Source organism: Nocardiopsis sp. Huas11 (assembly GCF_003634495.1).
In the GTDB taxonomy this organism is placed as follows: Bacteria; Actinomycetota; Actinomycetes; order Streptosporangiales; family Streptosporangiaceae; genus Nocardiopsis.
In genome coordinates this window covers 153,716-174,041 of sequence record NZ_RBKY01000001.1, presented here as the reverse complement: position 1 = coordinate 174,041, position 20,326 = coordinate 153,716, and the positions used below count along the sequence as shown (strand labels likewise).

19 protein-coding genes are annotated in these 20,326 nt (G+C 71.6%); 10 read left to right on the top strand and 9 right to left on the bottom strand.

The window, feature by feature from the left end; genetic code table 11:
• Positions 1-43: 43 nt before the first annotated feature.
• Complete coding sequence (locus DFP74_RS00740; RefSeq protein ID WP_121179934.1) at positions 44-3,076, bottom strand: LuxR family transcriptional regulator; 3,033 nt, start codon at positions 3,074-3,076, stop codon at positions 44-46.
• A gap of 38 nt (positions 3,077-3,114) precedes the next feature.
• A complete protein-coding gene (locus tag DFP74_RS00735) occupies positions 3,115-3,318 on the bottom strand; it encodes a hypothetical protein (protein ID WP_121179933.1) in 204 nt (67 codons plus the stop codon).
• 278 nt (positions 3,319-3,596) lie between these two features.
• On the opposite strand from DFP74_RS00735, the gene DFP74_RS00730 reads away from it, so the two are divergent.
• The 4 genes from DFP74_RS00730 (at position 3,597) to DFP74_RS00720 (ending at position 5,604) form a co-directional block, all read left to right on the top strand.
• Positions 3,597-4,214, top strand: a complete 618-nt coding sequence (locus DFP74_RS00730; protein WP_121179932.1) for a hypothetical protein — start codon at positions 3,597-3,599, stop codon at positions 4,212-4,214.
• Positions 4,215-4,281: 67 nt separating this feature from the next.
• Positions 4,282-4,620: a hypothetical protein gene (locus DFP74_RS00725; RefSeq protein ID WP_121179931.1), complete on the top strand. Its 339-nt coding sequence runs from the start codon at positions 4,282-4,284 to the stop codon at positions 4,618-4,620.
• A 262-nt stretch (positions 4,621-4,882) separates the two neighbouring features.
• Entirely contained in the window at positions 4,883-5,152 is a 270-nt protein-coding gene (locus tag DFP74_RS34135) for a hypothetical protein (RefSeq protein WP_233570746.1), read from the top strand.
• A complete protein-coding gene (locus DFP74_RS00720; protein ID WP_233570745.1) occupies positions 5,086-5,604 on the top strand; it encodes a carbohydrate-binding module family 20 domain-containing protein in 519 nt (172 codons plus the stop codon). Before DFP74_RS34135 ends, DFP74_RS00720 begins: the two co-directional genes overlap by 67 nt.
• Before the next feature lie 101 nt (positions 5,605-5,705).
• On the opposite strand, the gene DFP74_RS00715 is transcribed toward DFP74_RS00720, so the two are convergent.
• Together DFP74_RS00715 and glnA are read right to left on the bottom strand one after the other, a co-directional pair.
• Positions 5,706-8,756: a bifunctional [glutamine synthetase] adenylyltransferase/[glutamine synthetase]-adenylyl-L-tyrosine phosphorylase gene (locus tag DFP74_RS00715; RefSeq protein ID WP_121179929.1), complete on the bottom strand. Its 3,051-nt coding sequence runs from the start codon at positions 8,754-8,756 to the stop codon at positions 5,706-5,708.
• A 183-nt stretch (positions 8,757-8,939) separates the two neighbouring features.
• Positions 8,940-10,364: a type I glutamate--ammonia ligase gene (gene glnA, locus DFP74_RS00710; RefSeq protein WP_121179928.1), complete on the bottom strand. Its 1,425-nt coding sequence runs from the start codon at positions 10,362-10,364 to the stop codon at positions 8,940-8,942.
• A 357-nt stretch (positions 10,365-10,721) separates the two neighbouring features.
• Between glnA and DFP74_RS00705 the strand changes: the two genes are divergently transcribed.
• From DFP74_RS00705 to DFP74_RS00685, 5 genes are all read left to right on the top strand, one after another.
• Positions 10,722-11,204, top strand: coding sequence for an RDD family protein (locus DFP74_RS00705; protein ID WP_121179927.1), 483 nt, complete (start codon positions 10,722-10,724; stop codon positions 11,202-11,204).
• A gap of 176 nt (positions 11,205-11,380) precedes the next feature.
• Positions 11,381-12,802, top strand: a complete 1,422-nt coding sequence (locus DFP74_RS00700; RefSeq protein ID WP_121179926.1) for an LCP family protein — start codon at positions 11,381-11,383, stop codon at positions 12,800-12,802.
• A 175-nt stretch (positions 12,803-12,977) separates the two neighbouring features.
• Positions 12,978-14,363, top strand: coding sequence for an LCP family protein (locus tag DFP74_RS00695; protein ID WP_199725849.1), 1,386 nt, complete (start codon positions 12,978-12,980; stop codon positions 14,361-14,363).
• Between the two features lie 130 nt (positions 14,364-14,493).
• A complete protein-coding gene (locus DFP74_RS00690) occupies positions 14,494-15,147 on the top strand; it encodes a DUF2975 domain-containing protein (protein ID WP_121179924.1) in 654 nt (217 codons plus the stop codon).
• Complete coding sequence (locus DFP74_RS00685; protein WP_121179923.1) at positions 15,147-15,371, top strand: helix-turn-helix transcriptional regulator; 225 nt, start codon at positions 15,147-15,149, stop codon at positions 15,369-15,371. The genes DFP74_RS00690 and DFP74_RS00685 overlap by 1 nt, the downstream gene beginning before the upstream one ends.
• Before the next feature lie 60 nt (positions 15,372-15,431).
• Here the strand turns inward: DFP74_RS00685 and DFP74_RS00680 are convergent, their stop codons facing one another.
• The 4 genes from DFP74_RS00680 to DFP74_RS00665 all read right to left on the bottom strand — a co-directional run bounded on the left by DFP74_RS00680 (position 15,432) and on the right by DFP74_RS00665 (position 19,028).
• Complete coding sequence (locus DFP74_RS00680) at positions 15,432-16,151, bottom strand: DUF4191 domain-containing protein (protein WP_121179922.1); 720 nt, start codon at positions 16,149-16,151, stop codon at positions 15,432-15,434.
• Positions 16,152-16,365: 214 nt separating this feature from the next.
• Positions 16,366-17,319, bottom strand: a complete 954-nt coding sequence (lipA, locus tag DFP74_RS00675; RefSeq protein ID WP_121179921.1) for a lipoyl synthase — start codon at positions 17,317-17,319, stop codon at positions 16,366-16,368.
• Positions 17,320-17,387: 68 nt separating this feature from the next.
• Positions 17,388-18,086, bottom strand: coding sequence for a lipoyl(octanoyl) transferase LipB (gene lipB, locus DFP74_RS00670; RefSeq protein WP_121179920.1), 699 nt, complete (start codon positions 18,084-18,086; stop codon positions 17,388-17,390).
• 9 nt (positions 18,087-18,095) lie between these two features.
• Entirely contained in the window at positions 18,096-19,028 is a 933-nt protein-coding gene (locus tag DFP74_RS00665; protein WP_199725432.1) for a TIGR01777 family oxidoreductase, read from the bottom strand.
• A gap of 411 nt (positions 19,029-19,439) precedes the next feature.
• Between DFP74_RS00665 and DFP74_RS33400 the strand changes: the two genes are divergently transcribed.
• Complete coding sequence (locus tag DFP74_RS33400; RefSeq protein ID WP_158612949.1) at positions 19,440-19,598, top strand: hypothetical protein; 159 nt, start codon at positions 19,440-19,442, stop codon at positions 19,596-19,598.
• 112 nt (positions 19,599-19,710) lie between these two features.
• Here DFP74_RS33400 and DFP74_RS00660 read toward each other — a convergent pair whose 3' ends face one another.
• Entirely contained in the window at positions 19,711-20,301 is a 591-nt protein-coding gene (locus tag DFP74_RS00660; RefSeq protein ID WP_121179918.1) for an NADPH-dependent FMN reductase, read from the bottom strand.
• Positions 20,302-20,326 lie beyond the last annotated feature (25 nt).

The following is a 20,326-nucleotide window of genomic DNA, read 5'->3' as shown; positions in this document are numbered from 1 at the left end:
GCCGTTGGCCACGCGTGCCGCCTCAGGTTTTTCCCAGGCTCGTTCAGGCCAGGCCGAGTTCGCGGGCGCGCGCTCCGGCGGCGGCGCGGTTGGCGACCTTCAGCTTCGCCAGGATGTTGGACACGTGCACGCTCGCGGTCTTGGGGCTGATGAACAGCTCCGCCGCGATCTGCGCGTTCGTGCCGCCGGTCGAGAGCAGGCGCAGGACCTCCAGCTCACGCGCGGTCAGCCCGGCCGGGGCGACGGGCGGGACGAACGCGCCGCCCTCGCCTCCCAGCGGCACCGACGCCCGCCGGGCCAGGTCCTCGGCCGTGCGCCGGAGCGGCACCGCGCCGTGCTCGGCCGCCGCCGCGTGCGCGAGTCGGACCCACTCCCGTACCGCCGAGCGGTCGCCCACCGCCGCGGCGGCCTCCGCGGCCCGCAGTCGCGCACCGGTCAGGGAGAGCACCAGGGGCGTGCGCTCCCAGCCCGACACGGCCTCCGACCAGGCCGCGTACACCTTCGCCGGGTCCGCGACGCCCTCGGCGAGGTGGGCGCGGACCGTCGCCCGCTGGGCCGACTGCACCGGTCCGAAGACGGGCACGCCCGCGAGGCAGTCCTCGATCCGCTCACGCAGGGAGGCCTCGCCTTCGGCACTCGCGCCGCCGTTCCCGGGGCCGGCGAGCGCCGTCGACAGCCGCTCGCACCGGGCCGCCAGTTCCAACAGGACCCATCCGTAGCCGGGGGAGTCGGCCAACTCCAGCCGGCTCAGCGCGATCAGCGCGTACTCGTGCGCCCCCGCCACGTCGCCCTCGGCCAGCAGCAGGTCCAGCCAGGCGGCCGCCGCCTGCTGGGCCTGGTCCAGGCGCTCCACGCTGAGCACGTCACCCCGGTCGAGTCGGGCCAGGCCCGAGCGGGCCCCCGCCATGTCGTCGTGGGACGAACCCGATCGCGCGGCCGCCAGGTCGCCCTGGGCCAGCGTCGCCCGCGTCCAGTCCACCAGGAGGAACATGCGGTGCACGGGGGAGGGGCTGCGGTCCAGCGCGCCCTCCACGATCTCGCGCACTGTGGCCAGGTGGCCCAGCTCGAAGTGCGCCTCGGCGGTGTTCTGGTAGTGGAAGCTGTTGTGGACGCTCGCCAGGCCCCGGCGGCTGTGCTCGGCCATGGCGCTGTCCAGCAGCTCCAGCGATTCCCGGTGCTCACCCTGTTCGCGCAGGAAGTGCGCGATGTTGCCCACGCCCCGGGCCTCCATCAGGGGGTCGCCGATCTCCCGCGAGAGCGCGATCGAGCGCTCCACGATCGCCCGGCCCCGCGCCATCTCGCCCCGGGACATGAGCACCGAACCGCGGGTGACGAGCGCGGCGGCGGCCGCCATATGGTCCCCGGTCTGCTCGGCGACGCGGTGCGCCCGCTCGGCCAGGTCCGCGGCGGACGCGCCCAGGCGGGTCTGCCCGCGGGGCCGGAACATGATCTCCCTGGCCAGGATCGACAGCATCAGCCCGTAACCGGGCATGTGCGGCGGATGTAGCCGCAGGGCCTCGGCCAGGTCGTCCACGGCGCCCTCGTCCACGCACTGCGAGCGCGCCTGCCCCCGGCAGCGCAGCAGCGTCGCGCGGACCGCGAGAGCGCGGTCGTCCTCGGTCCCGGGATCTCCCGGCAGCGCGGCCAGGCCCTCGTCGCACATCTCCCAGGCACGACGCGGCCGACCCGTCTCCAGGGCCGCGACGGCGCCCGCCGAGAGGATCTCGGACCGGCTCCGGCCGCCGGTGCGCTCGGCGGCGTCGGGAACCCGGTCCCACAGGCCCAGGACGCGCTCCAGCATGGCCAGTTCCTCGCTGCGGGCCAGGACCTCTCCGGCGCGGACGGCCGCCCGCCAAGCGGCCTGGAGCGCGCTGGGCAGGTCGTGCGCGGCCTGGAAGTGATGCGCCTGTTCGGCGGCGCGCCGGTCGGCGGGGACGGCGTCGGGGTACGCGTCGATGAGCTGTGCGAAGCGCAGGTGCAGGCGTGCGTGCGGTCCGGGGAGCAGGCCGTCGTGGACGGCCTCGCGCAGCAGCGCGTGGCGGAAGCGGTAGCCCGCGCCGCTCATCCGGAGCAGGTTGGTGTCGACCAGGGCGTGCAGCGCGCGGTCCAGGTCGGATTCGGGCAGCTCGGCGGCGCGGGCGAGGGTCGCGTGCTCGATCACGTCGGACACCGAGCCGACCGCGGCCACGCGCAGGACGGTCACGGCGGTCTCGTCCAGCCGGTGCAGGGGGCCGAGCAGCAGCTCGCGGAAGTGGTCGGGCACGGCGTCGACGTCGGCGCCGGGTGCCTCGGGGGCGTCGGCGCCGGCGGCCAGGGCCTCGACGAACAGGGGGATGCCGTCGCTGCGCAGGTAGAGGTCGTCCAACCGGTCCGTGGGCAGCGGGCGCCCGGCGATGGCGCGCGCCTGCTCGGCGACCTGGTCGCGGGTGAGCGGCGCCAGGTCCATCCGGGTGACCTCGGGCAGCCGCTCCAGCTCGGGCAGCAGGCGGCGCAGCGGGTGGGCGCGATGCAGGTCGTCGGCGCGATAGGTGGCGATGATCTGCACGCCGGGCAGGTCCAGGTTGCGCACCAGGTACACCAGGAGGTCGCGGGTGGCGCCGTCCGCCCAGTGCAGGTCCTCCAGCACGAGCGTGACGCCCTCGTCGCCCGCGGCGGCCTGGAACAGCCGCAGGACCTGCTCGAACAGCAGCCCGCGCGCCTCATGGCCGCTCTGGGGCAGCGCGCCGAGCTCGGGCAGGAGCCGGGCGAACTCGCCGATGCCGCCGGGCGCCGCGGCCTCGAACGCCTCCCGGCCGCGCTCGCGCAGGAACTGGCGCAGCACCGCGGTGAAGGGGGCGTAGGCGAGGCCGTCCACACCCAGCTCCAGACAGCCCCCGGCGAACACGGTCCCGGCGGGCCTGGTCGCGGTGAACTCCGCGACCAGGCGGGTCTTGCCGACACCGGCGTCGCCGCCGATGATCACCGCTCCCGAGGCCTCGGCGCGGGCTCGGACGGCGTGCTCGTCGAGCAGCCGCAGCTGATCCGTCCGGCCGACGAACAGCGGGCTGGTCTCGGCGAGGAAGGGCATGCCGTCCATTATGTCGAGGACAGCGGATCCTTCTCCCCGCCGCACGTTCACGCGGCGCGGCCGAAGCGGCCCTGGGCGTCGCGCCCGGGTGCGCCCTTCTTGCCCTGGCGGCGCTCCTCCCTCTTCTCGGCGCGGCGCGCGGCGCGCTCCTCGGCGCGGGCCCGCTTGATCGCGCGGATGTGGCCCGCCTCGATCACGCGCTCGCGGCTGACGTACTGGGCGGTCGAGTTGAACAGGTCCGGGTGGAACATGGTGGGCCTTTCCCCTGGGCGGAGACCCTGTGTCCCCGCCGCCTGAGTACAACGATCGTTCTAAGCACCCACCCGGCACATGGGGAGGATGCCCAGTCCTGAGCGCGCCCGGCGCCCGCTACGGCCCGGTCCGTCTAAGACCCCGTCCGAGGGGGTCTTAGACGGGCTCAGGCGGCGCCGGAAGGATCAGAACGCTCCGAAGGCGTGTCACCTGGGGTGCGCGAGCGACCACTCGTAGTTGTCTAGGGCTGACGGTGTGGACGTACAGGAGGTGCGTGATGTCGCGAGTGCTCTGGGAGGGCCGGTGCCGTGCGGTGCCGGTGTGGATCGGCGCGGTGGCGGTCGGGGCGGTCGGCGCGGTCACCCTGGTCGCGCCCGGCGCCGGGGCCGAGGCCGGTCCCGGCGACGGGGCGGGGCGGGTGGACGTGTCCGTGTCCGTGTCCGGTCAGGACGCGGCCGCGCCGGGGGAGGAGGTGGTCCTGCGCACGACCGTGGCCAACGGCGACGGCGCTCCGGTCGAGGGCGCGCTGCTGGCCCAGCACGTCCCGGAGGGCCTGGATGTCCTGGAGGTCGGCCAGGGCGGGATGGTGGAGGAGGGCATCGCCAACTGGGGGGTCGGCGTCGCCGCCGGCGGCGAGTCCGTCCACACGGTGCGCGTCCGGGTCGCCGAGGACGCGGCGTTGGACGAGCGCATGGTGAGCACGGCCTGTCTGCTGGTGGACCGCGACGCCGAGCCCGCGGCGTGCGCGAGCGAGGCCGTGCGGGTCACCGAGCGGTCCGCGGCGCTCGGTGGGCTGGGGGACCGCGCGACGCTGGTCCGGTCGGTCGGCGCGGGCCTGGTACTCGTGCTGGTCTGGCTGCTGTGGCGGCGCAGGGGCGTGCTCCGCGCCCGGTGACCGGGTTGTGACGTCAACGCGTCATATCCGGGGCCGGAAAAACTACGACGCGTAGTAGTGTGTCGCCATGGACATCATCTACTCCGCGCTCGTCTTCCTGCACATGATCGGTCTCGCCGGTGTCATCGCGGGATTCCTCATGCAGGTCATGACCGGTCACGCCAAGTCGACCAAGGTCCTGCTGCACAGCTCCCTGCTCCAGCTGGTCACCGGGCTGGCCCTCGTCGGGGTCGCCGAGATGTCCGGTGTGGCCGAGATCGACAACATCAAGGTCGGCGTCAAGCTCCTCGTCGCGCTGGCCGTGGTGGTCGTGGGCGTCATGAACCTGCGCAAGCCGTCGAGCCGGCTGGCCACCATCGCCGGGGTGCTCGCCATCCTCAACATCGGTGTCGCCGTCTTCTGGTGATCGCCTCCCACTGAGCCGGTGGCGGCGCGGGCCCAGGCCGTGCCGCCACCGGCTTTTTCGTGCCCTCTTTGCGAAAATCTTGCGGACGTCTTTCAGGCGGTAGGGCGGCCGTACGCGGGAATCCGGCCGTGATCACCTGTTCACAACACTGGACTCTTCTGTTAAGTTCGCCACGTTCACGCAAACTCTTGCAAGGATTGCAAGAAGGCGGCGGTGCGGCGGCGCGGCCCACCGCGCCACTCCCTCCCCCCAAGGAGCGCACATGAACGGACGCAGACTCGGCTCCCTCGCCGGGGCCGCGGTACTGGTCACCGGACTGCTCACGGCCCCTGTCCTGGCCTCGGCCGCCCCCACGGCGCCCGTGCCGGACGCACCCGCCCCGGCCCCCGCCGTCGCGGCCGCGGAGAGCAACGGCGGGACGATCGTCCACCTCTTCCAGTGGAACTGGGACTCGGTGGCCGCCGAGTGCGAGGACTTCCTCGGCCCGAACGGGTTCCCGCCTTCAACGCCGGCGCGGGCACCTGGAACCTGACCGCCACCACGGCCCTGCCCGACGGCGTGTACGAGAACGCGGCGGGCAGCGGCTCGGCCACCGTCTCCGGCGGCCGGGTCACGGTGGACGTCCCGGCCGAGGGCGCCTTGGCCCTCCATGTCGACGGCGTCTGCGCCGACCCCGCCGAGTGCGACGGCGATGGTGACGGTGACGGTGACGGGGACTCCGCCCAGGTGTCCGCCCGGGTCGAGACCTCCTACGGCCAGGAGGTCCACATCGTCGGGAACACCGGCGCGCTCGGCTCCTGGCACCCCGCCTCCGGCGTGCGGCTCTCGACCGACGAGAGCACCTACCCGCAGTGGACCGGCGAGGCCGCCATCGGACCCGACGACGAGTGGAAGCTCGTCAAGATCGACGGCTCCGGCGCCGTCGAGTGGGAGACGGGCGACAACCGCGTCGGCCCCGACCCCGCACCGGTCTGGCGCGGCTGAACCATCCAGGACCGACCGGGCCGGCACTCCACGGCCCTCTCCCACGGCACCCCCGCGCCACACTCCTCCGGCGCGGGGGTGCCCCTCGTGGCCGCGCCGGGTCAGCCGTCGTAGAACACGCGCTCCATCACCGCGCGGGCCCGACGGGTCGTGCGCAGGTAGGTCTCGGTCAACTGCTCCGAGGCGCCCTCCCACACGTCGTTCTCGTCCTCACCGCTGCGGCAGCCCATCGCCTCGGCCAGCGCCGAACGCACCCGCAGGTCCGTGGGCAGCGAGTCCCCGGGCCGCCCGCGCACCAGCATGACCATCCCGCGCACCCGCGAGGCCAGCCGCCAGGCCTGTTCCAGCACCACACCGTCGTCGGCGGCCAGCATCCCGTGCGCCACCGCCACGTCCAGGGCCTCCAACGTGCCCGTCGTGCGCAGGTCCGGGTGCTCGTGGGCGTGGCGCAGCTGCACCAGCTGCGCGACCCACTCCACGTCCGACAGGCCGCCGCGGCCCAGCTTCGTGTGCAGCGTCGGGTCGGCCCCGCGCGGCAGCCGTTCGGCCTCCATCCGCGCCTTGAGCTTGCGGATCTCCAGCACGGAGGCCGGATCGATCCCACCCGCCGGATAGCGGATCGGGTCGATGAGCTCGGTGAAGGCCCGGCGCAGCTGCGGGTCTCCGGCGATCGGTCGGGCGCGCAGCAGCGCCTGGCTCTCCCACACCTGCGACCAGCGGCCGTAGTAGGCGGCGTAGGAGTCCAGCGTGCGCACCACCGGCCCGCTGCGTCCCTCCGGGCGCAGGTCGGTGTCCACCTTCAACGGAGGCTCGGCGGCCGGCATCTCCAGCAGCCGCGCCAGCTCGCGCACCACCTCCATCGCCTGCTTGGTGGCCGCGCCCGTCTCCACCCCCGGCAGGGGATCGTGCACGTACATCACGTCCGCGTCGCTGGCGTAGGTCAGCTCACCGCCGCCGAAGCGGCCCATGGCGATCACGCACACCCGGGTCAGCGGCTCGTCGCCCGAGGCCGCTACCACCCGGTTGTAGGCCAGTCGCAGCGCCGCCTCGATGGTCACCGCCGCGATGTCGGTGAGCGCCGAGCCCACCTCCTGGACCGAGGACACCTCCAACAGGTCCGCGACCGCGGTGCGCAGCAGCTCGCGGCGACGCAGGGCCCGCACCGCCGCCACCGACTCCTCGTCCGTGTCATAGCGGCGCAGCGCCGCTTCGGCCTCGGCGGCCAGTACCTCGGGCCTGCGACGCGCGAGGTCGGTGTCGTCGCCGAGCATCGCCACCGCCTCCGGGGCCCGCAGCAACAGCTCCGTCACGTACCGGCTCGTGCCCAGCAGCCAGGCCATCCGCTCGGCCACCCGCACGTCGTCGCGGAGCAGCCGCAGGTACCACGGCGTCGTGCCCAGGGCATCGCTCACCTGCCGGAACCCGAGCAGCCCCGCGTCGGGATCGGGCGCGTCGGAGAACCAGCCCAGCATGACCGGCAGCAGGGTGCGCTGGATCGCCGCGCGCCGCGAGACCCCCGAGGTCAACGACTCCAGGTGGCGCAGCGCCCCGGCGGGATCGACGAACCCCAGCGCCTCCAGGCGCACCCGGGCCTGCTCGGGGGTGAGCCGCGCCTCCTCGCTCGGCAGCTTGGCCACCGCGTTGAGCAGCGGCCGGTAGAACAGCTTCTCGTGCAGGCGCCGCACCTCCGAGGAGACCCGGCGACGCGCCTCGGTCAGCTCCCGCACCGGGTCGGCCGTGTAGCCCAGCGACCGCCCCAGCCGGCGCAGCTGGTGCGGGCCGTCGGGGCTGGCCGGGTCGGGCATCAGGTGGGTCCGGCGCAGCCGCTCCAGTTGCAGCAGGTGCTCGACCCGGCGCAGGAACCGGTAGGCCTCGGCCAGCCCCTCCGCGTCGCCGCGGCCCACGTACCCGTGCCGGGAGAGCGCGGCCAGCGCGTCGAGGGTGTTGCCCGAGCGCAGCCGGTCGTCGGTGCGCCCGTGCACGAGCTGGAGCAGCTGGACGGAGAACTCGATGTCGCGCAGACCGCCCGGGCCGAGCTTCAGCTCGTGCTCGGTGTGCGCGACCGGGATGTGCGCCACCACGCGGCGGCGCATCGCCTGCACGTCCTCGACGAAGTTGGTGCGCTCGGTGGCGCCCCACACCATCGGGGCGATCGCCTCCTCGTAGGCGCGGCCCAGCTCCATGTCCCCGGCGACGGGCCGGGCCTTGAGCAGCGCCTGGAACTCCCAGGTCTTGGCCCAGCGCTCGTAGTAGGCCACGTGCCCCGACAGCGGCCGCACCAGCGGTCCGTTCTTGCCCTCGGGCCGCAGCGCCGGGTCCACCTCCCACAGGGTGCCCTCGGCGTCGGTCTCGGAGGGGATCCGCATCATCGCCGTGGCCAGGCGGGTGGCCGAGCGCATCGCCGCCTGGTCGTCCACCGGACGGTCGCCGTCGGGTTCCTCGGTGGGCTCGGCCACGAACACCACGTCCACGTCGCTGACGTAGTTGAGCTCCCGGCCGCCGCACTTGCCCATGGCGATGACGGCCAGACGGCAGCGGTCGGCGTCCTCGGGGAACTCGGCGCGCGCCACCGCCAGCGCCGCGTCCAGGGTGGCGGCGGCCAGGTCGGCGAGCTCGGCGGCGACCTGGTCGACCGTGCACAGCCCCGTCAGATCGCGACCGGCCAGGCGCAGGACGCGCCGCCGGTAGGCCACGCGCAGGGTGTGCTTGAGGGAGTGCAGCGACCCGTCGTCGGCCACGACGGGGTCGGCCTTCGGAGCCCGGGCGTTGGGGTCGGCGCCCACGGTGTGCATCAGCCCGTGCCGCAGCTCCTCGGGTTCGGGGGAGCGGGCGGCGTCGGCTCCGCGCAGCTCCCGCCAGTCCCCGGGGTGGCGGACGAGGTGGTCGGTCAGCGCGGTGCTGGCCCCCAGCACCCGGCACAGCCGCGCCCGCAGGTCCGGATCCTCGCGTAGCACCGCGAGCATCTCCTCGGGCTCGGCGGAGGACTCCAGGACCCGGATCAGCCCGAGCAGGGCCTGGTCGGGGTCGGGGGCCGCCGCGAGGTCGCTGATGACGTCGGTGTCGGCCCCCGCGTCCAGTCCGGCCCCGGTCATCAGGCGCAGGGCCCGGGTGCTGTCACTGAAGCCGCGCCTGGCGAGTGCGCCTGCGGTCATGGTGTTGATTCCGTCCCTTGCCACACGTCAACGGTAGTCCCGAAACCGGTCGGGGCCGGTATCCGAACGGATACCGGCCCCGTGGGGAGAGGCGCGCACGCGGGCGCGCCACTCCGGGGAACTGCTGTGTTCCTGAGCCCGTCGGCCCCTCCGAGCGAGCGGAGCGGGCCGGCCGACACCGACCTAGATGTCGTAGTAGAGCTCGAACTCGCGCGGGTGCGGACGCAGACGCAGGGAGTCGATCTCCTCCGTGCGCTTGAAGTCGATGTAGGTCTCCAGGAGGTCCTTGGTGAAGACGCCGCCCTCGAGCAGGAACTCGTGGTCGGCCTCCAGGGCCTCCAGCGCCGCGTCCAGGGACGCCGGAACGGTCTTGATGGCCTGGGCCTCCGCCGGGGGAAGCTCGTACAGGTCCTTGTCGATCGGCTCCGGCGGCTCGATCTTGTGCTTGATGCCGTCCAGGCCCGCCATCATCATGGCCGAGAAGGCCAGGTACGGGTTGGCCGAGGGGTCCGGCACGCGGAACTCGATGCGCTTGGCCTTCGGGTTCGACCCGGTCAGCGGCAGGCGGATGCAGGCCGAGCGGTTGCGCTGGCTGTAGACCAGGTTGATCGGGGCCTCGTAGCCGGGCACCAGGCGGTGGTAGGAGTTCACCGTGGGGTTGGTGAAGGCCAGCAGCGCGGAGGCGTGCTTGAGCAGGCCGCCGATGTAGTAGCGGGCCGTGTCGGAGAGCTGGCCGTAGCCGGACTCGTCGAAGAAGAGCGGCTCGCCGTCCTTCCACAGGCTCTGGTGGCAGTGCATGCCCGAGCCGTTGTCCCCGAAGAGCGGCTTGGGCATGAAGGTCGCCGTCTTGCCCGCCGCGTTCGCGACGTTCTTGACGATGTACTTGTACAGCTGCACCTTGTCGGCCTGCTGGAGCAGGGTGCCGAACCGGATGCCGATCTCGGCCTGGCCGGCGGTGCCGACCTCGTGGTGCTGGAGCTCGACCTCGACACCGGAGTCGATGAGGGTGCGGACCATGTCGGAGCGCAGGTCGCTGTAGTGGTCGACCGGCTCGACGGGGAAGTAGCCGCCCTTGTAGCGCGGACGGTAGCCGCGGTTGCCGCCTTCGAGCGCGGAACCGGTGTTCCAGGCGCCCTCGATGGAGTCGATCTCGTAGAAGCCGGTGTTCGAGCGGGTCTCGAACTTGACGTCGTCGAAGATGTAGAACTCGGCCTCGGGGCCGAAGAACGCGGTGTCGGCGACGCCGGAGCTGGCGAGGTAGGCCTCGGCCTTGCGCGCGACGTTGCGGGGGTCGCGGCTGTAGGACTCCAGCGTGAGCGGGTCGTGGACGAAGAACGTCATGTTCAGCGTCTTGTGCTTGCGGAACGGGTCCACGACACCGGTGCTCAGGTCGGGGAGCAGCAGCATGTCGGACTCGTGGATGGCCTGGAAGCCGCGGATCGACGAGCCGTCGAACATCTGGCCGTCCTTGAACGTCGACTCGTCGACGTTCTCGATCGGGAGGGTGACGTGGTTCACGCCCCCGAACAGGTCCGTGAAGCGGACGTCGAGGAACTTGACGTCCTCGTCGCGGATAAAGTCGAGCACCTCGCTGATGCTGCTGAACAAAACGAACCTCCGTGCAGGTGGCTGAGACGCCGGATCACCGGGTCCGCCCCATCGCGGACATGTCGGAACACACGACGTCTCCCGGCTTCGTCATCGAAGCTAGGAGCGCGTCATTTCCGCACCATGTCTCTATTGTTTCCTGCATGTTACGGAGCCAGGTGTTTTCGCAGACCACCATGCCTGGATCGGTGATTCCACCACGGATCACCCTGAAACAGGGCGTTCCGTCCATCCTCGGTGACCCCCGGCTGTGGCGCACGCCACGTCCCCACCCGGGCCGTTCTCCGTGGGAACCGCGCTCCGTCCCGCCCCCGGTCCGTACCAGGCCGCCGACCTGGTGCCGATACCGTGGAGGGCATGACTGACAAGCGCCGGAGCGGCACCGAGGCCGCGGATCCCGACGACGACTTCCGCTACCGGGGCAACCGGCTCGGCCTGCCGGAGACCGGAACCGGATCGGTGCCGGGCGTCGGCCGCCGCCTCGTCGGCCTGGCCCTGGACTGGATCCTGGCTCTGCTGATCGCCTGGGGCGCCTACGGCGCGGGGCTCATCGGAGCCGGGATCTCCGTTCCGGAGGCGGCCTCGACCCTGGTCGGCAACACCGCCCTGGTCGTGTTCGCGGCGATGAACATCCTCCTGCTCACCCTCTTCGGCACCACGCTCGGCCGCCGCATCGCCGGGGTGGGCATCACCGCCACGGGTGAGCGCTCCTGGCCGTGGTTCGCCTCGATGACGGTGCGCACACTCCTGCTGTGCCTGGTGATCCCGGCGGTCATCTACGACCGGGACACCCGCGGGCTGCACGACCGGGCCGCCGGAACGGTCGCCACCCGCTTCTGAGCGCCGCGGCGGGCCGGAGGGGGTTCCCACACGCGTGCGCAGTACTCCGGACCTGCTGTTAACATCCGTTCATCGCCTGGCCCGGACGGTGTCGATCCGCCGCCCGCCCCGCCATCCGTTCCCCCGCACCTCCCCCATGCTCCCCCGCGTCCCACCGCACCCTGCCGAAGGTTCGTATGGCTGGCAAACGCTCCGCCCCTCGCCCCTCGGGCGTCCTCACCGCCGCCCGACTGTCCACGGGCCAGTGGATCGCCTGCGTGGCCACCGCGCTGGCCATCATCGCGAGCCTGGGCGGCTACACCTGGTACCAGGGCATCATCGGCAACATCACCACCGCCCAGGTGGACACCGACCAGTGGGACCGCCCGACCAGTGTCGAGGGCGTGATGAACATCCTCATCATCGGCTCCGACGTGCGCTCGGGCGAGAACGCCGAGTACGGCGACGCCGAGGGGGAGCGTCCCGACACCATGCTCATCGCCAGCGTCAACGTCGACAGCGGCGCGGCCACGCTGGTGAACCTGCCCCGCGACCTGGTCGTCGACCTGCCCGGCTGCGACCCCGTCGAGGGGTACGAGGGCCTGAGCCCGCAGAGCGGCATGCTCAACTCGGCGATGACCTTCGGCGGCGTCGGCTGCCAGTGGGCCACCGTCGAGCAGGTGACCGGGGTGCACCTGGACCACTTCGTGATGATGGACTTCGGCGGCTTCAAGAACATCGTCGACGCCATCGGCGGCGTCGAGATGTGCGTGCCCGAGCCGGTCGTGGACCCCAAGGCCCACCTGGAACTGGAGGCCGGACTCCAGACGCTCAACGGAGAGGACTCCCTGGGCTACGTCCGCTCCCGCTACGGCCAGGGCGACGGCAGCGACCTGTCCCGGATCGAGCGGCAGCAGGAGTTCATGGGCGCCATGCTGCGCCAGGTCCTCAGCAGCGAGGTGATGGCCAGCCCGCTGACCGTCACCGACTTCCTGGGCGCGGTCACCGACTCCATCACCACGGACGAGGACCTGACCATCGACACCATGGCCGACATCGCCATCTCGATGCGCGAGGTCGACCTGGAGCGGGTCCAGTTCGTCACCGTCCCCAACGGCCAGCACCCGGCCGACCCCAACCGCATCATCATGAGCGACGCCGCCCCGGCGCTGTTCGAGGCGGTCAACAACGGCACCCTCACGCCGGAGGAGGAAGAGAAGGAGTCCGGCGGCGGGGAGGAGGCCGAGGAGGCTCCCGATCCCTCGGAGATCTCCCTGGAGGTGCTCAACAACACCGGGATCGAGGGCCTGGCCGCCGAGGTGGAGAGCGTCCTGGTCGGCGAGGGCTACACGGTCACGGGCCGGGGCAACCCCGTGGAGCGCTTCCCGTCGGCCACCACGGTCTACTACGCGCCCGGCGAGCAGGCCGCGGCGGAGCTGCTGGCCGGCTCCCTGGACCAGGCCGAGACCGTCGAGGCCGAAGGGCTGACCCAGACCCTCGAACTGGTCATCGGTGACGACTGGGCGGGCTTCGCCGGCTCCGGGTCCGACTCCGAGGTGTCGGTCACCGAGGACCTGGGCGGATCCACCGCCGCGGCCGACGGGGAGAGCGCCTGCTGACCGCGGGCGCCTGAGTGGGGCGCGGGCCGCGATCTGGCACCGTGGTGCCGCGTTCGGGTAGCATCCGCCCGTTGTGTCCGTGCCGTTATCCCCCTTTTCGGACGGATTCCTCCCCACTCCCGGATCGGATCGCAGGTGCCCGTTGTCCCGTAGGAACGTGTCCGCGCGTAGACGTATGAGCCTGGGCCAGTGGTCGGCCTGCGGGGCGACCGGGGTGCTGATCGCCGCGTCCCTGACCGCCTACGGCATGTACAACGACGCGCTGAGCGTCGACACCGAGGAGATCGACCCCGACGCCTGGGGCGAGCGCCCTCCGGAGGTGGAGGGCCTGCACAACATCCTCCTGCTCGGTACCGACGAGCGTGCCGAAGACGAGGCGGCGTTCAGCGAGGAGAACGGCATCCGGCCGGACGTGTTGGTGATCGTCAGCATCGACGCGGACAACGGCGGCGTGACGATGGTCAACCTGCCGCGCGACCTCATCGTCGATCTGCCCTCCTGCGACCCGATCGGGGACTACCCGGGTTGGGCGGGCGGCTCGGACCAGCTCAACCACGCCATGTTCTACGGCGGTATGAACTGCCAGGGCAATGCCGTCGAGACCCTCACGGGTGTGCACCTGGAGCACATCGTGGCGGTGGACTTCGCCGGCTTCGAGGACATCGTGGACACCATCGGGGGTGTGGAGATGTGCGTGCCCGAGCCGATCGACGACCGCAAGGCCCACCTGACGTTGGAGGCCGGCGAACAGCGGCTCACCGGCGAGCAGGCGCTCGGACTGGCCCGCTCGCGGGACAGCACCGAGTTCGGCAGCGACCTGAACCGCATCGAGAACCAGCAGCGGCTCATGGGCGCCATCATGCGCGAGGTCACCAGCGGGGAGATCCTCGCCAGCCCCACCACGCTCTACGGCTTCATCGACGCGGTCACCGACAGCCTCGTGACCGACGACGACCTCACCGTGGACAAGATGCGCGAGCTGGCCATCGCCGTGCGCGAGGTCGACCTCGAACAGATGAACATGGTCACGGTGCCGGTCTCGGAGTACCCGGCCGACGACAACAAGTTGATCTTCCGAGAACCCGAGGCCCAGGAACTGTTCGCCGCTGTGGCGGCGGGCGAGGCCCAGACCGCGGACGATGAGGAGGGTGAGGGCGACAAGGCCGACGAGGCGGCCGAGGCGACCGTCGAGCCCTCGGACGTGTCCGTGCGGATCCTCAACGGGACCGGCACGGACGGGCTGGCCGGCCAGGTCGAGCCGCTCCTGGTCCAGGAGGGCTTCACCGTGACCGGTCGGGGCAACCCCGAGGCGCGGGTCCCCGAGATGACCACGGTCTACCACGGCCCCGGCCAGGAGGCCGAGGCCGAGCTGCTCGCCTCCGCGCTCACCTCAGCGGAGATCGAGGAGGTGCCGGACCTGGAGGGCGACCTCGAACTGGTGATGAGCGGGGGCTGGGGCCCGGTCGTCGGCCTGGACGGCGGCTCGGGCGGTGGCGGCGACGGCGCCCTGGGGGGCCTGGAGGCCCGCACCGCGGCCGAGGACGAGGTCACCTGCGCCTGACCCCCTGAGCGTTCCCCTGGGCCCCGTGCGCACCGTCCGGTGCGTGCGGGGCCTTCGCCGTGCCTGGGGGAGTGACACAGCTGGACTTATCGTTTATCGTTATTATCGACAAACGATAAGAGAGGTCCTCATGGGTGTGCTCACCTCGCTCCGCTGGTCCAAGCCGGACAACCTCATCGCCCACTTCGTCCTGGTCATCTCCATCATGGGCACGGGTCTGACCGGGCTCTACGGCCTCGTGTGGATCACCCCGCTGCTGCCGGCGGCCGGCGGGGGGCCGATGAACACCGTCACCGTCGCCCGGCCGGAGGGGGTACCCGGGCCCCGGATCGACGCCGCAACCAGCGGTCAGGACGTGACGGTGGCCGACACCGGGCGGATGGTGATCGAGTTCCACGACCCCACCGCCCTGGAGCGGTTCCTGCTCACGGCTCCCGGCCTGCTCGCCACCGTCGCCACGCTGTTGGTGATGGTCATGGTGTACGGGATGATTCGGAGCCTGGGCCGCGGTGAACCCTTCGTCACCGCCAACGTTCGACGCGTCTACGTCATCGCGCTCACCGTGCTCATCGGCTCCATGGTGGTCCCGATGGTCGCGGCCGTGTGTGAGAACGCCCTGCGGAGCCGGGCGCTGGAGTCCGACGAGGTCGCCTTCTACTTCGTCGTGTTCGGCGAGGACGGGATCTCGCTCGCCCTGGTCCTCACCGGCTTCCTCCTCGCGGCCCTGGCCGAGGTGTTCCGGCGCGGCGCCCGGCTGCGCGCGGACGTCGACGGGCTGGTCTGATGCCACCGGAAGAGGCCACGGGCATCCGGATCCACCTGGACAAGGTGCTCGCCGAGCGGGGGATCACCCTCACCGAGCTCGCCCAGCGCGTGGGCGTCACCGTCGTCAACCTGTCGGTGCTCAAGAACGGACGCGCCCGCGCGATCCGCTTCTCCACCCTGGCCGCGCTGTGCCGGGAACTGGACTGCCGTCCCGGCGACCTCCTCGACTACGAGCAGGACTGAGGAACGCCGAAGGGGGCCGTCCCGGCACGGGACGGCCCCCTTCTCGGTTTCGGCGGGCGGTCAGCCGCCCATCTTGCCGCGCATGCCCTTGGGCATCTTCGCGCCCTTGGGAATCGGGCCCTTGGGCATCTGCATCGCGGCGGGCAGGGCCTTGAGCCGGTAGTTCAGCTCGGCCGTGCCGGACTTGTCCAGGTTCCGGGGCAGCTTGACCAGCGTGCGCTGGAGCTTGGAGACCGGGACCTGGTCCTCGCCGTTGCCGACCTTGAAGTCGTAGATGGGCGTGTCCATCGCCACCCGCGAGACGCGCTTCTTCTCGGCCGCGATCAGTCCGCGCAGGCGGCCGGGGTCGCCCTCGCCGACCAGCACCACGCCCGGACGGCCCACCACGCGGTGCACGACGTCCATCTGCTTGTTGGCGGCCACACCGGGCTCGACGACCCAGTTGCCGCGCATGTTCTCCAGGATCGCCATACCGGCGCCCAGGCGCCCGTCCAGCATCTTGTACTGCACGCGCTGGGCCGAGCGGGTGAAGATGATGAAACCGACCAGGAAGGCCAGCGGGATACCGGTGAGCGTCCAGATGATCCAGGAGCCGGTCCAGATCCCGACGCTGATGGCGACGGCCAGGATGACCACCGCGACGGCGGCGGCCAGCGGGATGCTCTTGGGGCTCTGCTGGTGGACGACCTTGGCGACCATGCCGATCTGCTTGAGCCGGCCAGGCTGCTTCTCGGCCCCGCCCTTACCGGACGTCGTCTGGGAACTGGGCTTTTTCGCCATCGTGCTCTCAGGCAGCGCGCGCCGACACGGGGTCGGCGGGGATCGTGGTCCCTGGGCTGCCTTGCCTCCTCTTCGCGGTCGACCTGGTGCGGCGCCTTCCGGCGCCACCAGCTGGGCGCCTCACCCACCAGGATAGGTGGAACGGTCCGCCCAAGCGGAACGGTGGCCCGGAGGCCACCGTTCCAGCTTGGTTACGACTCGGGCGGATTGCCCGTTATGCCTTGTTCTGCGCTGCGGCGAGCTCGGCGTCCCGCTTCTCACGCGCCTGCTTGTACAGGCGCCCGGCGCGGTAGGAGGAGCGCACCAGCGGGCCGGACATGACGCCGGCGAAGCCGATCTCCTCGGCCTCGGTGCCCAGCTCCACGAACTCCTCCGGCTTCACCCACCGGTCGATCGGGTGGTGCAGCTTGGAGGGGCGCAGGTACTGGGTGATGGTCAGCAGGTCGCAGCCGGCCTCGTGGAGGTCGCGCATCGCCTGGCTGATCTCCTCGCGGGTCTCGCCCATGCCCAGGATCAGGTTCGACTTGGTCACCAGGTTGTCGGCGCGCGCCTGGGTGATGACGTCCAGGGAGCGCTCGTAGCGGAACCCGGGGCGGATGCGCTTGAAGATCCGGGGGACCGTCTCGACGTTGTGCGCGAGCACCTCGGGGCGGGACCCGAAGACCTCGGCCAGCTGGTCGGGGTCGGCGTTGAAGTCCGGGATGAGCAGCTCGACACCGGTGCCGGGGTTGAGCTCGTGGATCTTGCGGACCGTCTCGGCGTAGAGCCAGGCCCCGCCGTCCTCCAGGTCATCGCGCGCCACACCCGTGACGGTCGCGTAGCGCAGCTCCATCTTCTGGACGGAGGTGGCGACCTTGGTCGGCTCCATGCGGTCCAGCGCGGTGGGCTTGCCGGTGGCGATCTGGCAGAAGTCGCAACGCCGCGTGCACTGGTCGCCGCCGATGAGGAACGTGGCCTCGCGGTCCTCCCAGCACTCGTAGATGTTGGGACACCCGGCCTCCTGGCACACCGTGTGCAGGCCCTCGCTCTTGACCAGGGACTGGAGCTCGGTGTACTCGGGCCCCATGTGCGCCTTGATCTTGATCCACGGCGGCTTCTTCTCGATGGGGGTCTCGCTGTTGCGCGCCTCGACGCGCAGCAGCTTGCGGCCCTCAGGAGCGATGGTCAACGTGAACCCGTTCCCTTCTGTGCCCCGTGTGCGGGGACCCTCTGCCCCTTGTGGGGGCTGTGTCATCCTCAGGCGGCGGCACCGGCGAGCAGCGCCGTGCCGTCGGTGTGGCTGTACTCCGTCGCGCCGAGGACGTCGGCCAGGTGGCGTTCCACGCGCGGTCGCACGTCGGCGACGGTCACCGGACGGCCCAGCTCGGCCGAGATCGTGGTGACGCCGGCGTCGGAGATCCCGCAGGGGACGATCCGGTCATACCACGTCAGATCATTATCGCAGTTCAACGCGAGTCCGTGCATACCGACCCCGCGGGCGATCCGGCAGCCGATCGCGGCGACCTTGCGCTCGATGAGCCCGCGCTCGGGGTCGGCGTCCAGCCACACGCCCGTGCGGCCCTCGACGCGTTTGCCGGTCAGGCCGTACTCCGCGATGGTGCGAAGGATCGCCTCCTCCAGCATGCGGACGTAGGCGATCACGTCGATCGGGTCGGCCAGTTTCACGATGGGATACACCGTGAGCTGCCCCGGCCCGTGCCAGGTGATCTTCCCGCCCCGGTCGATGTCCACGACGGGAGCTCCCGGATCGGAGGTAGGACGATCCCACCTCCCGGTCCGTTTGCCCGCCGTGTACACGGGCTCGTGTTCGAGGAGCAGGACCGTGTCGGCCACTTCGTCGGCGACGCGGCGCTCGTGGAGCCGCTTCTGCAGGTCCCAGCCCTGGTGATAGGGGACGGGGCCATCGCCCAGCCATGCGTAAACGAGATCACTCACACACACACCTTACGCCCCGGATCGGGGTGCGGGTCTGGCCAGGATGTCGGAAAGCGCACTGTCGATCGTGGGCAGTCGAAAGGAATACCCGGCGGCCAGCAGGCGTTCGGGCAGCACCCGCAGATCCAGCAGCGCCGACTCCTCCGCCAGGTCCCCCATCGTCGCCCGCAGCGCGGTGGCCGGCACCGGCACCAGGGTCGGCCGGCCCAGCGCGCGCCCCAGCGCCTCGGTGAAGGCGGCGTTGCTCACCGGCTCGGGGGCGCACAGGTTCACCGGGCCGGTGATCTCCGGCCGCTCGATCAGGAACAGGATCGCGTCGACCTGGTCGCGCAGCGATATCCAGCTCATGTACTGCGTCCCCGACCCCAGGCGCCCGCCCAGGCCGGCCCGGTACAGCGGGACCAGCGTCCTGAGCAGCCCGCCCGAGCGCCCCAGCACCACCGAGGTGCGCAGGTGCGCCACCGACAGCCCGGCCTCCTCCGCGGCGCCCGTGGCCGCCTCCCAGTCCCGGCACATCCCGGGGAGGAAGCCGGTGCCCGCGGGGCTGTCCTCCGTGGCGACCTCGCCGCCGGTGTCCCCGTAGAAGTAGGCGCCCGACGCCGACAGCAGGCGCGGGGGAGGGGACGGCATCGAGGCCAGGGCACGGGACAGGACCCGCGTGCCCCTGACCCGGCTGCGGCGGATCTGCGCACGCCGGTGCCGCGACCACGGGGCGCGGTGGGCGGGCTCCCCGGCCAGATGGACCACGGCGTCGACCGCGTGCAGGGCCACGGTGTCCACGCGCCCCTGCTCCGGCCGCCACTCCGCTTCCTCCACGCAGGGCCCGCGGTCGCCCCTGGGCGGATGGCGCACCACGCGCACGACGCTGTGGCCCCCGTCGAGCAGGGCCGCGCACAGCGCGCCGCCGATGAGGCCGGAGGCCCCCGTGATCGCCACTCTCATGCACCTTGACCTACCCCGGCCGGCGCGGCGATGGGGTAAAGCACCAAGATTTCTTCGGCTTTTTCGGCGAAAGGCCTGCGCGGGGTTCCGCGGTCTTCTACCTTGAAGGTGGAACAGGGAACTCCGCGTCAGCGCGGAGCTACCGTGGGCGACGAGCCGTCGTTTCGACGGCCGCGCGCCCGGCCACAGACCTTTGATGATGGGGATCATCAGGGGATGGTGATTGGTGGGGTAAGAGACGGGGCGGTGCCATCGGCACCGCCCCGTTCTCGTTGTACGGCGAGAGGGCCTGGGCGTTCCCGTCGGGGAAGGGGTCGCCTCGCGGGCGGGACTAAGAGCTCACGGGATTTCTCGGGCGGATTCTACGGTTCGGGCCAACCGTGAAGCCTGGGTTCGTTAGTGTGTTCGATCATGAAGGTGGTCGTCCGGGTGAAATCGCTGCCCTCGCCGGAACAGGCGAAGGCGCTGGCGGCGACCCTGCACGCCTGTAACCAAGCCGCGAACGCCGCCTCGGAGATGGCGTTGCCGATGTCAATGCTTCCCGCAACCTCGCCCTCAGAGGCGAAGTAGCGTGGAACGCGGGGCGCTCAGTCAGCCGCCCCTGCCCCTCACTCTGAGCGGGGCTGGACGCGGGAGGTCTCTCCCACCGGCCAGGTGGGCTCTTACCCGCAAGCCTGTGGCTTCAGCCACAGGTAGTTGACCGCGTCAGGGACTCCATGCCCGGGTAGGGGCGGCGCTCCCGCGCCTCGCGCAGGGCCAGCGCCCACCACTCCAGCTGTTCCACGAGCACCCGCACCGCCAGCCGCGCCCCCGCCATGTCCCGCGCGGGCAGGCCCTCCGGCCCGAACAGCGTGTGCGCGTCGTGGAAGCTCACCGTGTCGCGCAGGGTGGTCGTGTGCAGCTCGGAGAAGACCGCCCTCAGCTGCTCCACCGCCCGCAGGCCGCCGGAGAGCCCGCCGTAGGAGACGAAGCCCACCGGCTTGCCGAACCACTCTCGGCGCGCGGAGTCGATCGCGCTCTTCAGGGGGCCGGGGTAGCCGTGGTTGTACTCGGGGGTGACGACGACGAATCCGTCGGCGGCGGCCACGCGGGGGCCGAAGCCGGCCATCGGAGCCCCGTGCCCGTCGCCGGGCCCCAGGTCCGCCACGTCCAGGACGTCGAGGTCCAGGCCGGAGTACTCGCCCACCTGCTCCAGGAACCACTTCCCGATCAGGGCGCCGGTGCGGCCGTTGCGGTTCGCGCCCAGAATGACCGCGATCCGGAGGTTGTCCATATGCGTCCTTGTCCTCGTCCTTCCG

Bases quoted from the DNA above. Each gene is read 5' to 3' on its own strand.
- DFP74_RS00740 (WP_121179934.1), bottom strand. From the start codon at position 3,076: ATGGACGGCATGCCCTTCCTCGCCGAGACCAGCCCGCTGTTCGTCGGC.
- DFP74_RS00735 (WP_121179933.1), bottom strand. From the start codon at position 3,318: ATGTTCCACCCGGACCTGTTCAACTCGACCGCCCAGTACGTCAGCCGC.
- DFP74_RS00730 (WP_121179932.1), top strand. From the start codon at position 3,597: ATGTCGCGAGTGCTCTGGGAGGGCCGGTGCCGTGCGGTGCCGGTGTGG.
- DFP74_RS00725 (WP_121179931.1), top strand. From the start codon at position 4,282: ATGGACATCATCTACTCCGCGCTCGTCTTCCTGCACATGATCGGTCTC.
- DFP74_RS34135 (WP_233570746.1), top strand. From the start codon at position 4,883: ATGAACGGACGCAGACTCGGCTCCCTCGCCGGGGCCGCGGTACTGGTC.
- DFP74_RS00715 (WP_121179929.1), bottom strand. From the start codon at position 8,756: ATGACCGCAGGCGCACTCGCCAGGCGCGGCTTCAGTGACAGCACCCGG.
- DFP74_RS00705 (WP_121179927.1), top strand. From the start codon at position 10,722: ATGACTGACAAGCGCCGGAGCGGCACCGAGGCCGCGGATCCCGACGAC.
- DFP74_RS00700 (WP_121179926.1), top strand. From the start codon at position 11,381: ATGGCTGGCAAACGCTCCGCCCCTCGCCCCTCGGGCGTCCTCACCGCC.
- DFP74_RS00695 (WP_199725849.1), top strand. From the start codon at position 12,978: ATGAGCCTGGGCCAGTGGTCGGCCTGCGGGGCGACCGGGGTGCTGATC.
- DFP74_RS00690 (WP_121179924.1), top strand. From the start codon at position 14,494: ATGGGTGTGCTCACCTCGCTCCGCTGGTCCAAGCCGGACAACCTCATC.
- DFP74_RS00685 (WP_121179923.1), top strand. From the start codon at position 15,147: ATGCCACCGGAAGAGGCCACGGGCATCCGGATCCACCTGGACAAGGTG.
- DFP74_RS00680 (WP_121179922.1), bottom strand. From the start codon at position 16,151: ATGGCGAAAAAGCCCAGTTCCCAGACGACGTCCGGTAAGGGCGGGGCC.
- DFP74_RS00665 (WP_199725432.1), bottom strand. From the start codon at position 19,028: ATGAGAGTGGCGATCACGGGGGCCTCCGGCCTCATCGGCGGCGCGCTG.
- DFP74_RS33400 (WP_158612949.1), top strand. From the start codon at position 19,440: ATGAAGGTGGTCGTCCGGGTGAAATCGCTGCCCTCGCCGGAACAGGCG.
- DFP74_RS00660 (WP_121179918.1), bottom strand. From the start codon at position 20,301: ATGGACAACCTCCGGATCGCGGTCATTCTGGGCGCGAACCGCAACGGC.